Source organism: Polynucleobacter sp. 15G-AUS-farblos (genome assembly GCF_018882445.1).
In the GTDB taxonomy this organism is placed as follows: domain Bacteria; phylum Pseudomonadota; class Gammaproteobacteria; order Burkholderiales; family Burkholderiaceae; genus Polynucleobacter.
In genome coordinates this window covers 278,821-293,153 of sequence record NZ_JACVOM010000003.1, presented here as the reverse complement: position 1 = coordinate 293,153, position 14,333 = coordinate 278,821, and the positions used below count along the sequence as shown (strand labels likewise).

The window sequence follows — 14,333 nt, the reverse complement described above, 5'->3', positions numbered from 1 at the left end:
TACTAATCATGGGCGATATTCGTAAAGTCATTTTCGAGGAAAACAAGCTTGAGAAAAAACTCTGTCGCTTAGTGGGTCAAGCTATCGGTGACTTTGGCATGATTGAAGATGGCGATAAAGTCATGGTTTGTGTTTCTGGCGGCAAAGACAGTTACGCCATGCTCGACATTCTCTTAAAGTTGCGTGAACGTGCGCCAATCAACTTTGAAATCGTAGCAGTCAATCTAGATCAAAAGCAGCCGAATTTTCCCGCAGAAATTCTCCCGAACTACTTAAAGAATTTGGGCGTGCAATATCACATTGAAGAGCAGGATACCTATAGCATTGTCAAGCGCGTTATCCCGGAAGGTAAAACTACTTGTGGATTATGTTCACGCTTACGTCGAGGAATTTTGTACCGAGTAGCTGATGAGTTGGGTGCGACAAAAATTGCCTTGGGCCATCATCGCGACGATATTCTTGAAACACTTATGCTCAACATGTTTTATGCCGGCAAGCTCAAAGGAATGCCGCCTAAGTTGCGCTCTGATGATGGTAAGCACATTGTGATTCGACCACTAGCTTATGTTCCAGAAAAATTATTGGAGCGTTATGCAGCTGATATGAATTTCCCGATCATTCCTTGTGATCTTTGTGGCAGTCAGCCAAATTTGCAGCGTCAGGTTATGAAGGAAATGCTGCGCGATTGGGAAAAGAAGCATCCTGGACGCGTTGAAAATCTCTTTAGATCCATGCATCACATCGTTCCCTCACATTTGATGGATGGCGAAGCATTTGATTTCCAAAATTTAGAGATTTCTACACAGTTGTCTGGGATAGCCGCTAGATCCAGTGGCGATAAGGCAATTGACGAGGCTGAATTAGACGAACTGTCGTGTGGAACCCTGATTCAGGGGACTTATAATCCCCCTTTATGAATATCGTCATATTGGCTGCGGGGCAAGGAAAGCGGATGAAGTCCGCCCTGCCCAAGGTCCTGCAAACATTAGCAGGAAAGCCCCTTCTTCAGCATGTTCTTGGAACAGCATTGGCGTTGCAGGGCAAGGCAACTAAAAACGGCCCCATCGTTGTGGTGGGTCATGGTGCTGCTGAGGTCAAAACATTTTTAGCCGATGTCAGTAAAGAAGATTCCGCATTTGAAAAAGTCAGTACTGCGCTTCAAGCTGAGCAAAAGGGTACAGGACATGCATTATTGCAAGCCCTTTCTAAATTAGACGTGCAAGAGCCAACCTTGGTTCTTTACGGAGATGTGCCTCTGATCAGTAAAAAAACATTGAGTAAGTTAGAAAAGCTGGCTGATGGTGTGCGTGGTAAAGATTGTGCTTTGGCGCTCCTCACTCAAAACCTCGCTAACCCAACGGGGTATGGCCGCATCGTCCGTGATGCTGAAGGTTCGGTTCAAGAGATTGTGGAAGAGAAGGATGCAACGCCTTCTCAAAAAGCAATTAAAGAAATTAATACCGGCATCATGGTGCTTCCAACCAATTCTTTGAAGAAATGGTTGAAATCATTACGCTCTAGCAATGCTCAAGGCGAGTATTACTTAACTGATGTGATTGCGATGGCTGTAAAAGACGGCGTGCCCATTCGCACTACACAAGCAGATCATGAGTTTGAAACTGTCGGCGTCAATAGTCGTGATCAGTTGGCAGCACTTGAGCGAGTCCATCAACTCAATATTGCCAATCAATTAATGGATGCAGGCATATCGCTTGCTGATCCTGCACGTATTGATGTGCGTGGCACTCTTGAGTGTGGCACAGATGTATTTATTGATGTAGGTTGTGTATTTGAGGGAGCGGTTACCTTAGCTAGTGGCACAAAGGTCGGCCCATATTGCGTGATACGTAATAGCGTGATTGGTAAGGCAGTAGCCATTCAGGCGTATAGCCATATAGATGGCGCTAAAGTGGGCAATCAATCGGTCATCGGACCTTATGCTCGTTTACGCCCTGGTGCAGACTTGGCAAATGATGTTCACATTGGCAACTTTGTTGAAGTTAAGAACAGCAAAATTGCATCTAATAGCAAAGCGAATCATTTAGCTTATGTTGGTGACTCTATCGTGGGTTCTAGAGTCAATATTGGTGCTGGAACAATTACTTGTAACTATGACGGCGTTAATAAACATAAAACGATTATTGAAGACGACGTGTTTATTGGATCGGATACGCAATTAGTTGCGCCTGTTCGTGTAGGGCGTGGCGCCACTCTAGGCGCTGGTACTACCCTTACTAAAGATGCACCTGCAAATCAACTGACTATTTCTAGAGCTAAACAAATTTCCTTGCCTTGGAAACGTCCTGTCAAGGTTGAGAAAATGCCTTTAGCCAAAAAGGCCATTGTTAAAAAAGTAAGCGCAAAGAAGTCCGCATCAAAATCAAGTAAGGGTAAAAAATAATGTGCGGTATTGTTGGCGCAGCATCACATCAAAATATTGTGGGCGTTTTGGTAGAAGGCTTACGCCGCCTAGAATACCGAGGTTATGATTCTTGTGGATTTGCCGTAATCAATAGCGATGATTCTGCGCACCCCATTGAAAGAGCCCGCACTACAGCACGTGTTTCTGAATTGGCTGAGCAGGGCAAAGACTTTCATGGCACCTTAGGTATTGCGCATACCCGCTGGGCTACACACGGTAAGCCTGACACACAAAATGCTCATCCACATGTTTCTAATGGATTAATCGCTGTAGTACATAACGGCATTATTGAGAATTATGAAACGCTTCGTACAGATTTAAAGGCAGCCGGATATGTATTTACTTCCGAGACTGATACAGAAGTCATCGCGCATTTAATTCATCAAGCGTATATTGCTCAATCACAAAAAGATTTACCAGCTGCGGTGCGTTCTGTATTGCCACAATTACACGGGGCCTATGCTATTGGTGTCATTGCTCAAGATAGTCCTAAGGTATTGGTTGGTGCACGGGTTGGATCTCCATTGGTAGTAGCGCTGGGAGACCATGAAAACTTTCTGGCTTCCGATGCCCTTGCATTGGCCGGCCGCGCCCAGGAAATGATGTATTTGGAAGAAGGCGATGTAGCTATCTTGCAGGCCGATAGCGTACAGATTATTGATCAAGGCGGTAATGCCGTTCAGCGTGATCGTAAGGCAATGCCAGCCCAAGCAGACTCGGTTGATCTTGGCCCATACCAGCATTACATGCAAAAAGAGATTTTTGAGCAGCCCCGAGCAATTGGCGACACTCTAGCGAATATTGCTTCCTTTGGTCCTCAATTGTTTGAAGCTAATCCTGAAGATTGGAAAGGCTTTGATCAAATTTTGATCTTGGCTTGCGGAACTAGTTATTACTCTGCTTGTGTTGCTAAATATTGGTTAGAAGATATTGCAGGTATTCCAACGCAGGTAGAGATTGCCAGCGAATATCGCTATCGCACTACCGTGCCAAATCCTAAAACTCTTATTGTGGTAGTGTCACAGTCAGGTGAAACCGCTGATACCTTAGCTGCATTGCGTCACGCTAAAGCCTTAGGCCACCGCTACACTTTGGCAATTTGCAATGTTGCCAGTAGCGCAATGGTGCGAGAAACCGATTGGCATTTTTTAACTAAAGCTGGTGCAGAGATCGGAGTGGCATCTACAAAAGCATTTACCACTCAATTACTTGCACTCTATCTATTAGCGGTTTCATTAGCAAAGCGTGCAGGCAAAATTTCGCCTGAAAATGAAAAAGAATTACTACGCGAATTGCGTCACCTACCTAAAGCCATCCATGCGGTGCTGGCACTTGAGCCACAAATTATTGCCTGGAGTGAAGCGTTTGCGAAATGTGAGAATGCCTTATTTTTAGGTCGCGGCCTACATTACCCAATTGCCTTAGAGGGCGCCCTGAAATTAAAAGAGATTTCATATATTCATGCAGAGGCTTATCCTGCAGGCGAACTAAAGCATGGTCCTTTGGCGCTGGTAACCGACAAAATGCCGGTAGTAACGGTTGCTCCCAAAGATGATCTATTGGAAAAGCTCAAGTCCAATATGCAGGAAGTCAAAGCTCGAGGTGGCAAGTTATATGTATTCGCTGACCACGATACTGAGATTGTGAATAGCGACGGCATCAATGTGATTCGTCTTCCAGAGCACTATGGCAAGCTCTCGCCGATTTTGCATGTAGTCCCTTTGCAGCTCTTGGCCTATCACACCGCTTGCGCACGGGGTACTGATGTGGATAAGCCTAGAAATTTAGCTAAGAGCGTTACTGTCGAATAATTTTTTCTCAGACTTGACTCTTGTCGATAGTTGTGGACATATTTAGCTATAAAAATCAGAGTGTTAGAGGGTTGTGATTTGAAATCTGTGTTCAAATAACTCTTGTAAAAGAGGATATTTGTTGTAAGCCATGTTTTTTCCAAAAGCACACCTTCTGTCACGACTGCATTTGCTTCTGCTCTTGTCTGCAGGGTTTTTGTCTGCGTGCGCGGTAGGCCCGGATTTTAAGCAACCCGATCCACCCAAGACCTCTCGATATACAGAGTCCCCGCTTACTCAAAAACTCACAACTGCACCAGGCGTACCAGGCGGGACCGAGCAAGAGTTTGTTGAGGGTGCAGATATTGAGGCGCAATGGTGGGAGCTTTATAAATCCCCTGAGTTAGATGTCCTGATTAAAAAGGCGCTCCAACAAAATCCTACTCTCGGAGCTGCTGATGCCGCATTACGTTCTGCCCAAGAAAATGTCAATGCACAAATTGGCGGCCAATACTTTCCGGCAATCGGTTTAAATGGCGCCGCCAGTAGACAGCTACAGCCCGCAGGAATCTATGGCTTACCTTATGGCTCTGACACCTATAACTTGTATAACACCTCTGTAAACGTAACTTATAAGCTAGATGTCTTTGGCGGTGCGCGTCGCGCAGTAGAAAGCGCTAGAGCACAAGCCGAGATTGCACAGTTTCAACTAGAGGGTGCTTATCTTTCGTTGACGGCAAATGTTGTGACGGGGGCAGTTCGTGAGGCTGCCTTGCGAGCCCAGATGCAAGCTACAGAAGAAATTTTGAGGGCACAGACAAACTTAGCTGAGTTAACCGAGCAGCAATTGACGATTGGTACTGTGTCTAAAGTAGACGTTACTTCACAGCGAACCTTGGTTTCGACTTCACAAGTCGATTTGTTTAACTACGAAAGAAATCTATCTTTTGCTAGAAATCAATTGGCTGTGTTAACTGGTGAATTACCAAGCAATGCCAACATTACGAAGTTCGATTTAAGCACTTTGCAGTTGCCGCAAAAATTACCTCTCTCTGTGCCATCCAGCCTTGTGCGTCAACGTCCTGATGTTCGTGCGGCCGAGGCTCAATTAAAGTCTACGAACGCTTTAGTAGGTGTTGCAACCGCCAATCTATTGCCTCAATTTAATATCACTGGCGCTATCGGTTCCGCAGCGTTAACCAGTAGCGCCTTATTCGGCCCTAATGCAACTTTATGGTCAATCGCAGGCGGGATCTTTCAGCCTTTATTTCAGGGCGGTCAATTGCTTGCACAGCGCCGTGGGGCAATGGCAAATTACGAACAAGCGGTATATCAGTATCAGGCTACTGTGTTGAAGGCCTTCCAAGAAGTTGCTGACGCGCTGCGTGCGCTTGAGACAGGTTCGCAGGCATTAAAAGCAGCATCAGATGCAGAGCGTTATGCCTATGAAACTTTAGATCTGGTACAGCAACAATACAAACTGGGTACCACAAGTTATTTGGCGGTACTCTATTACCAAAATCAATACCAATTGGCTAAAGTGAAATCGGTCTCAGCACAAGCAACCCGTTTCTCTGATACGGCAGCACTATTTGCAGCATTGGGCGGCGGCTGGTGGAATCGTAGCGGCCCTGCCTTTCAACCAAAAGACATAGCGAACAAAGATCAAAATGAAACTTCTGGAAAAAATTAAAACTAAGCTCATCTCTATAGTATTGGCCATATGGAACTGGCTAAAGCTGAAGGCCGAGGATTGGAAGTTGCGCGATAAAGCAATTGCTCTCTGGGGTAAAGTAAAAGCCTTTTGGGCTCGCATGGGTCAAAAGTGGCGTAACACTAAAGCCTATCAAAAGCTCATGTCGATGGAGCCTTTGCCCCGTCGAATGATCATCATGTTATGCGGCGTGTTTCTGCTCTTGGGCCTGATCTTTGGGTTTAATCAACTGAAGACATTCATGATTAAGCATTTCATTTCTGGCATGGGTCTTCCGCCTGCAACTGTTTCTACCATGGTTATTGCTACTTCTGAATGGCAGCCAAAATTAACTAGCGTAGGTAATGTACGTGCATTTAGAGGAGTTGAGCTCAGTACCGAATTAGCAGGCCTGGTAGCATCTGTGCCCATTAAGTCTGGGCAAGATGTCAAAGAGGGTGACTTACTCATTAAGTTAAATGACACATCAGATGTTGCTCAGCTGAATTCATTAAAGGCATTAGCGGATCTGGCCAAGGTGATTAATGAGCGGGATAGACAGCAATTGGCAATTCAAGCTATTAGCAAAAACGTATTTGATACCAGTGCTGCAGATGCAAAATCAAAACAGGCACAGGTGGAGCAGCAAACTGCATTAGTAGCCAAGAAAAACCTGAAGGCACCTTTCTCTGGGCGCGTTGGTATTGTGTCTATTAATCCAGGACAGTACGTAAATTCAGGCGATAAGCTGCTGACATTACAGACCCTTGATCCTATTTTTGTAGATTTTAATTTGCCGCAAAATAATGCAGAGCAGATTCAGGTAGGTCAAGTAGTGGAGGTCACTACTGATGCATTTAAGGATGCTAGCTTTACTGGCAAGATTACCGCCGTCAGTCCCAAGGTAGATACCAATACTCGCAATATTCAAGTGGAAGCCCAATTAGCAAATCCAGATAAGAAAATTCTTCCTGGTATGTTTGCTAACGTCAACATTAAGTTGGGTGATCAAGTGAAGTTGCTGACTTTGCCGCAAACTGCTGTGACTTATAACCCATATGGTTCGACAGTCTTTATAGCGAAGCCAACGGGTAAAAAGGATAAGCAAGGAAAAGAGACTCTTGAGGCACAGCAAGTATTTGTCACTACTGGTGCCACACGTGGTGATCAGGTGGCAATCTTGAAGGGCGTGGAAGAGGGCGCAACCGTTGTAACTAGTGGTCAGCTAAAGTTGAAGAACGGCACGCCATTGATTATTAACAACAAGGTTGAGCCTGCTAATTCACCTAATCCGAAGCCACAGGAATAAGTAGCAGATGAATTGGACCGACATATTCATTCGTAGGCCAGTGCTCTCGCTGGTAGTGAGTGCACTCGTCTTAGTGTTTGGTTTGAAGGCTGTGGGTAGTTTGCCCGTCAATCAGTACCCACAAACCCAAAATGCGATTGTCACCATCACAACTGCTTACTATGGTGCTGACCCAGAAACTATCGCAGGGTTCATTACCCAGCCCCTAGAGGCTTCTATTGCTCAGGCGCAAGGGATAGATTATTTATCGTCAGCTAGCGTGAGTGGTCTTTCTACCATCACCGCAACATTGAAGTTGAACTATGACTCCAATGCCGCTTTGACGCAGATTCAAACGCAGATCGGGGCTGTTAAAAACCAACTGCCTCCTCAGGCTCAGCAGCCAGTATTGACGGTGCAGATCGGTCAATCTACTGCTGCGATGTATATGGGCTTTTACAGCGATGAGATTCCCAATAATGCGATTACAGATTATTTACTGCGCGTAGTTAAGCCAAAGTTAGACTCGGTTGATGGTGTGCAGAATGCTGAAATTACTGGCGGTAGAAAGTTTGCCTTACGTGCCTGGCTGGATCGTGAAAAGATGGCTGGCCTGGGTGTGGGTGCAGACGATGTTTATAGCGCTATGTCTGCTAACAACTATTTGTCTGCAGTTGGTAGCACTAAAGGGGATATGGTTGCGGTCGACTTAGTGGCCGGTACCGATTTACATACCCTTGAAGAGTTCCGTAAATTGGTTGTCAAAAAAGATGGTGTGAACCAGGTCTATTTAGAGCAGGTTGCTACCGTCACCTTGGGCTCAGAGGACTACAACACTAACGTAGCCTTTAGCGGTAAAAAGTCTGTGTTCATTGCGATTAAGGTCGCACCACAAGCCAATTTATTGGATGTTGCTCAACGCGTAAGAGATGTAGTTCCTGATATTCAGAAGCAGCTCCCGATTGGCATGACTGGCAAGATTGTGTATGACTCCACCATGTTTATCACTAGCTCCATTGACGAAGTTGTCACGACTTTATTAGAAGCCTTGATTATTGTGACGGTTGTGATCTATCTCTTCTTGGGTAGTTATCGCGCAGTAGCAGTGCCAGTCATTGCGATGCCACTGTCATTAATTGGTACTTTCTTCTTAATGCAAGTATTGGGTTACTCCATTAATTTGCTAACCCTATTGGCCTTAGTTCTGGCGATTGGTCTTGTGGTCGATGACGCCATCATCGTGGTGGAGAACGTTGATCGCCATATGAAAGAGGGCAAGTCTCCTCTTGAAGCCTCTTTGATTGCTGCTCGTGAACTGGGTGGCCCTATTTTGGCGATGACCATTGTGTTGATTGCGGTGTACATCCCAATTGGCTTCCAGGGTGGTTTAACGGGCGCCCTGTTTACCGAATTTGCCTTTACTTTGGCAAGTGCCGTGGCGGTTTCGGGTTTGATTGCGTTAACGTTGTCGCCCATGATGTGTTCTCGCATCTTTACTGAAGAACAAGAAGCTTCTCCATTTGTTCAAAAGATTGATCGCATTTTTGACAAGGTTCACCATAGTTATCAGAGTACCTTGCGCGATTTATTGAGCACATGGCAAGTCATTATTGTGATGGGTGCGATTTTGCTCGGAGGTGTTGCCTATTTATATGCCACTGCGCGTGCAGAGTTAGCGCCGACTGAAGATCAGGGCATTGTCTTGATGCAGGCTTCAGGACCGCCTAATAGTACGGTAAATCAAATGCAAACTTATGCAGACCAGATTTATCAGATATCGAGCGCAGAGCCAGAGTACGAACAAATGTTCCAAATCACTAGTCCCACTAGTAGCTTTGGAGGCGTTCTGCTTAAGGATTGGAATCAACGTAGCCGCAACGCGACTAAGTTCCAAGAAGATATGCAGCAGAAGTGGAATACGATTGCTGGTGCTCGTGTTGCCGCCTTCCAATTCCCTGCGTTGCCTGGGGCACAAGGTTTGCCTGTCCAGGTTGTGATTACCACCACCGAACCATACGATCAATTAAATGAAGTCTCTCAAGCAGTTTTAGACAAAGCGCGTCGCAGCGGAAACTTTTTCTTTGTGGACTCAGATTTAAAAATTGATAAACCGCAAGATGTGTTGGTGATTGATCGCGAAAAGGTAGCTGCCTTAGGAATGACGCAGCAACAGGTTGGCTCAGCCTTATCAGCTGCTTTGGGTGGTGGTTATGTCAATTACTTCTCGGTTTCAGGGCGCTCTTATCGAGTGATTCCTCAAGTGAAGCAGGTAGATCGATTAAACCCAGATCAAATATTGGATTACTACATTCGTACCCCTAGTGGTGCAATGATTCAGGCGCGCACGATTGCGAGCATTAAACAAAGAGTAGTGCCTCAATCTATTAATCACTTTCAGCAGTTAAATTCAGCTACTATTTCTGGTGTGAGCACCCCTTTTATTTCACAAGCAGATCTGCTCGAATACATGCGTCAAACCTTAAAGGAGGTTGCACCTAACGGATACAGCATGGATTACGCTGGCCCTTCACGTCAGTTTATGGCTGAGTCAGGTGGGTTCCTGGTAACTATGTTCTTTGCAATTTTGATTGTGTTCTTAGTGCTTGCTGCGCAGTTCGAAAGCTTCAGAGATCCCATTGTGATCTTGGTTTCAGTACCGCTCGCTTTGTTTGGCGCGCTTATCTTTATTAATCTGGGTTTCACAACCTTAAATGTGTATACCCAAGTGGGCTTAGTGACCTTGATGGGCTTAATTAGTAAACATGGAATCTTGATTGTGGAGTTTGCTAATGAATTACAAGAGGCAGGCCGCACGAAGTTAGACGCTATTGTTGAAGCAAGTAGCGTGCGACTAAGACCTATTTTGATGACTACAGCTGCGATGGTGCTTGGAGTCGTGCCCTTAGTGATTGCCTCTGGAGCAGGTGCTGCAGGCCGTCAGTCGATGGGTATCGTCATCTTCACAGGCCTATCTATTGGCACTCTCTTTACCTTGTTTGTAGTGCCAGCAATGTATCTACTACTAGGTGCTGATCACCATCAAAAGAAATTTAAGCAACAGTAAGCCGTTTTTTATTTGATGATATTGAGCTGTTTTTCAGCAATGTCATCAAATACAGTTTCTGCTGATAATCGTTTTAACCAGGCATCAACATGCTTGAGATTCGGGCGTCCACCCGTTTTTTCTGGAAAAGTATCGTTTAGCAAAATCCAACGTCCAACGCAAAGTCCAAGCGCAATATCACCAATATGGAATTGCTTGCCAGAGCAATAATCTTGATTTGCTAAAGTGGTATCTAGGAGTTCCAGCAAGTTATTGGCATCTTGATAACCTTTTTTGATGGCATCGTAATTGCGTTCGTTTTCAGGTACGCGAGTTAAGCCTAAAAATGGCGTACGCAGTGTTGGCCATAGAGTGCCTACCTGCCAATCAAGCCATTTCTCAGATCCATATTGACTGGCAATATCTTTTGGAAACCGGCCCTGCTTATCGTACTGACGAACAAGGTAGCGCATGATGGTATTGGATTCCCAAAGCGCTAAGTCACCATCTTCTAAAGTAGGTACGAGGCCGTTTGGATTGAGCTTAAGAAACTCAGGGCTACGATTGATACCGAACTGCAGGCCTGCATCAATTCGCTCATAGTCCTGGCCCTCTTTGAGTCCTAGCTCAGCAAGACACCACAATACTTTTTGTACATTGATCGAACTTTTGCGACCCCATAAGCGCATCATGGCCATTCCTTCCGATTGATTTACTTGAATTAACTGGTTTTGAGTTCAGCGAAATCGAGCCCAACAAACTTACTACGCGCAAAAATGAGAGGCTCTTTTTCTGGATGATTTTTTAAGTTGATCACTTTAGCAACAATGATGTTGTGATCTCCGCCTGTGTGAACAGAAATCGTTTCACATTCGTAATATGCGACGCAATCATCAATTTGGCAAAGTCCGCTATCCGCGACTTGATGTCCTACATTCACAAATTGATCTTGTTTGACTGTCGCAAAATGCATTGCCAAATCTTCTTGATTACGTTCAAGTACGTGAATCAAATGTTTTTTCCCAACTTCCACCCAGGGCATTAGACGGGAATACTGCTTTAAGCTCCAAAGAATGAGTGGGGGCTCTAAGGAGACTGTATTAAAAGAGCTGATAGTGATGCCATGATGATTGCGATCTTCATCTAGGCAAGTAATCACAGTGACCCCTGTCGCAAATGAAGCAAAGCCTTTACGTAACTCCTGGGAAGTAAAAGGGGCCATTAATGACTTATGACTTGGCTACTGGAGGAATTGTTGTTCCAGGGATGGGAATTAAGACTTCATTCTCTTCGGCTTTGACGCATTTAAAGCGGTACTCCCTACCTGCTTTTGAGAGAAAGCTCGCGCCTTGGTAGAAATCATTCCTGCAGGTATTGGTGGCAAAGTCCATCACTTCTTGAGCTTGGGCGCTAGAATGAATCAGGCGCATATTACCCATAGACATATTGATCTTGGTGGATGAGCAGCCAGCCAGCAGGAAACCAGATATCGCAGTTAATAGTAGAATTTTTTTCATGGAAACCTCCATAATCATCAATGCTCGTTAGGATAAACCTATTACGAATTTGTTGCGGGGAAATGCGCTGCTCTAAAAGGAAGATATATGTTTAAGGCTATTTTGGTAAATAAAGATGATCAGGGCTATCGTGCTGAGCTGACCCAGGTAGATGAAGCTAACTTGCCCGAGGGTGAGGTGAAGGTGAAAGTGCTGTACTCCACCCTCAATTACAAGGATGGCTTGGCTATTACTGGCAAAGGTCCAGTAGTTCGTAGCTTTCCGATGGTCCCTGGTATTGACTTTGCTGGAGAGGTAGTAGAAAGCAGTAGCCCCGACTTTAAGGCGGGAGATATGGTCTTGCTCAATGGTTGGGGTGTTGGTGAGACTCATTGGGGCGGTTTAAGCCAAATGGCACGAGTGAAAGCCGATTGGCTCATTCCATTACCGAAAGGCTTTACCGCTAAACAAGCCTTGGCAATTGGTACTGCTGGCTATACCGCCATGCTCTGCGTGATGGCTTTGCAATCACATGGCCTTAAGCCTAGCGATGGCGAGGTTTTGGTTACCGGAGCCGCGGGCGGTGTAGGTAGCTTTGCAATTGCACTTCTAAGTAAGCTTGGGTTTACCGTAGTTGCCAGTACCGGGCGATTGTCTGAAGCAAGTTATTTAAAGCAGCTTGGCGCTGCTGAAGTAATGGATCGTGCTGCTTTATCTGCCCCAGGCAAGCCTTTGGCTAAAGAGCGGTGGGCCGCAGTGGTCGATAGTGTGGGAAGTCACACATTGGCCAATGCTTGTGCCCAAACGAAGAGTGATGGCGCAGTCGCTGCCTGTGGACTTGCGCAGGGTATGGACTTTCCGTCTACAGTCGCTCCATTTATTTTGCGCGGCGTAACCTTGTATGGCATTAATAGCGTTACCGTGCCACGTGCAAAAAGAATTGCAGCTTACGAGCAGCTCAGCAAGTTAGTAGATTTAAAAACACTGGATGAGATTTCGCATGAAATTAATTTGGCAGATGCAGTGAGCTATGCAGAGAAATTAATGGCCGGCAATCTGCGCGGACGCGTCGTCGTCAATGTAAACCAATAATATTTTAGTAGAGATCCATGAACAAACCCCCACTAAGTTCCGAAAGTGCCCTCAATTACCCATTAGGCGATCAGCTGCCAGAGTTGGGGGCTAGCATTGAGGTAGCGCCTGGCGTGCGTTGGCTGAGAATGAAGTTACCATTTGCTCTAGACCACATTAATTTGTGGTTGTTGCGCGATGAAATTGATGGCAAAGCGGGCTGGACCATTGTTGATTGCGGCATCGCCAATGATGAGACGAAGACTTCATGGGAAACGATTTTTGCAACTCAGCTAGAGGGTTTGCCGGTGTTGCGAGTCATCGTGACACATATGCATCCAGATCATGTTGGCCTCTCGCAATGGTTATGTGAAAAGTGGGATGTTCCCTTATGGATTTCCATGACGGACTATTTAACTGCCCAATGGTTAAGCCATAAAGAGGGTGGCGCTGCCGTAGGTGCAAGGGCTGGTGGTGGAGGCTCCGCTGATCACTTTCAGAAGCACGGTTTGACCACTCCAGAGGATTTAGAAAAAATTCGGGGTCGCTCAAACTATTACAGCAATATGGTTCCTGGAGTGCCAAGACAATATCGTCGCATTCTGAATGGTGAAAATATTTTGATTGGTGGTCACGAGTGGCAAGTAATGATGGGCTATGGACATGCGCCTGAACATGCATCACTCTTTTGCAAAGATCTTGGAGTATTAATCTCAGGAGACATGCTGTTGCCCCGCATCTCTACCAATGTCAGTGTGTATGACGCAGATCCAGATGCCGATCCATTGGGTCTTTACCTTGAGTCAATTGAGCGCTATTTACTCTTACCCGATGACACCTTAGTCTTGCCATCCCATGGAAAACCATTTACAGGAATGAAGCCGCGGATTGGTCAACTAAAAACACATCACGATGAACGCTTGGCAGAAACACTTGGCGCATGTAAAAAACCGGCAACTGCTCGAGAGATTGTGCCGGTTTTATTTAAGCGTGAATTAGATATTCATCAACTCACTTTTGCAATGGGTGAGGCTATTGCTCATCTGAATTACCTACTTCGTCGAGGTAAGTTGCATCGCCAGCTTTGCGACGACGGCGTGTTGCGGTTTTCCGTGGTTTAGCACTCGCTTTAGTTTCTGACTTTTCAGTACCGCTACTTGCTGCAGCCCCTGCAGCTGACACTGCATCCCCAAAAGACTTCAAGGCCATCATGGTGGCATGCTGAACTTCAAGGCCTTGAATAGTGGATTTGAGGATGTTGAGATTGAGATTGAGCCAGTTTTCAACGCTCTTTAGATCTTTAATGCGTTTTTCTAGCTCTTCCACATCCAGACCCGGAAATGCTGATGCAAAGCCTCCTGCGGCCTTAGAGGCGTCTGTAGTGAAGGGAAATTGCCCTGCTTGAGCCGTTGCACTCTGGCCCCACATGGTTTTGAACATATCAAGGCTTTGATTAAATTCAGGAATAGTTCCGAACATAGAAGGCTCCAGGTTAAATAAAAAGTGGCTTTTCCAATAGAATAAGGGATT

12 protein-coding genes are annotated in these 14,333 nt (G+C 45.6%); 8 read left to right on the top strand and 4 right to left on the bottom strand.

The features are described from left to right. The first annotated feature begins 8 nt into the window (after nucleotides 1–8). The 6 genes from ttcA to ICN41_RS06525 all read left to right on the top strand — a co-directional run bounded on the left by ttcA (nucleotide 9) and on the right by ICN41_RS06525 (nucleotide 10,257). Complete coding sequence (gene ttcA / locus ICN41_RS06550; protein ID WP_216292138.1) at nucleotides 9–917, top strand: tRNA 2-thiocytidine(32) synthetase TtcA; 909 nt, start codon at nucleotides 9–11, stop codon at nucleotides 915–917. Further along, on the top strand, nucleotides 914–2,401 hold the full coding sequence (gene glmU / locus ICN41_RS06545; RefSeq protein WP_216292137.1) for a bifunctional UDP-N-acetylglucosamine diphosphorylase/glucosamine-1-phosphate N-acetyltransferase GlmU: 1,488 nt from the start codon (nucleotides 914–916) through the stop codon (nucleotides 2,399–2,401). The genes ttcA and glmU overlap by 4 nt, the downstream gene beginning before the upstream one ends. Then, on the top strand, nucleotides 2,401–4,233 hold the full coding sequence (gene glmS, locus ICN41_RS06540; RefSeq protein WP_216292136.1) for a glutamine--fructose-6-phosphate transaminase (isomerizing): 1,833 nt from the start codon (nucleotides 2,401–2,403) through the stop codon (nucleotides 4,231–4,233). The genes glmU and glmS overlap by 1 nt, the downstream gene beginning before the upstream one ends. A 130-nt stretch (nucleotides 4,234–4,363) precedes the next feature. After that, a complete protein-coding gene (locus ICN41_RS06535) occupies nucleotides 4,364–5,905 on the top strand; it encodes an efflux transporter outer membrane subunit (RefSeq protein ID WP_216292134.1) in 1,542 nt (513 codons plus the stop codon). Between the two features lie 169 nt (nucleotides 5,906–6,074). After that, entirely contained in the window at nucleotides 6,075–7,214 is a 1,140-nt protein-coding gene (locus ICN41_RS06530) for an efflux RND transporter periplasmic adaptor subunit (RefSeq protein ID WP_216292227.1), read from the top strand. Between the two features lie 7 nt (nucleotides 7,215–7,221). Then, nucleotides 7,222–10,257, top strand: a complete 3,036-nt coding sequence (locus ICN41_RS06525; protein WP_216292132.1) for an efflux RND transporter permease subunit — start codon at nucleotides 7,222–7,224, stop codon at nucleotides 10,255–10,257. Between the two features lie 8 nt (nucleotides 10,258–10,265). On the opposite strand, the gene ICN41_RS06520 is transcribed toward ICN41_RS06525, so the two are convergent. The 3 genes from ICN41_RS06520 to ICN41_RS06510 are packed head-to-tail and all read right to left on the bottom strand — an operon-like array spanning nucleotide 10,266 to nucleotide 11,753. Further along, entirely contained in the window at nucleotides 10,266–10,928 is a 663-nt protein-coding gene (locus tag ICN41_RS06520; protein WP_216292130.1) for a glutathione S-transferase family protein, read from the bottom strand. Between the two features lie 29 nt (nucleotides 10,929–10,957). Beyond that, on the bottom strand, nucleotides 10,958–11,458 hold the full coding sequence (locus ICN41_RS06515) for a flavin reductase family protein (RefSeq protein WP_216292128.1): 501 nt from the start codon (nucleotides 11,456–11,458) through the stop codon (nucleotides 10,958–10,960). Between the two features lie 7 nt (nucleotides 11,459–11,465). Next, on the bottom strand, nucleotides 11,466–11,753 hold the full coding sequence (locus ICN41_RS06510; protein ID WP_216292126.1) for a hypothetical protein: 288 nt from the start codon (nucleotides 11,751–11,753) through the stop codon (nucleotides 11,466–11,468). An 87-nt stretch (nucleotides 11,754–11,840) separates the two neighbouring features. On the opposite strand from ICN41_RS06510, the gene ICN41_RS06505 reads away from it, so the two are divergent. Beyond that, complete coding sequence (locus ICN41_RS06505) at nucleotides 11,841–12,824, top strand: MDR family oxidoreductase (RefSeq protein WP_216292124.1); 984 nt, start codon at nucleotides 11,841–11,843, stop codon at nucleotides 12,822–12,824. Nucleotides 12,825–12,841: 17 nt separating this feature from the next. Continuing rightward, entirely contained in the window at nucleotides 12,842–13,924 is a 1,083-nt protein-coding gene (locus ICN41_RS06500) for an MBL fold metallo-hydrolase (RefSeq protein ID WP_216292122.1), read from the top strand. Here ICN41_RS06500 and ICN41_RS06495 read toward each other — a convergent pair. After that, nucleotides 13,836–14,282, bottom strand: a complete 447-nt coding sequence (locus tag ICN41_RS06495; RefSeq protein WP_216292120.1) for a PhaM family polyhydroxyalkanoate granule multifunctional regulatory protein — start codon at nucleotides 14,280–14,282, stop codon at nucleotides 13,836–13,838. The two genes, ICN41_RS06500 and ICN41_RS06495, sit on opposite strands and share 89 nt — an antisense overlap. Nucleotides 14,283–14,333: the final 51 nt, after the last annotated feature.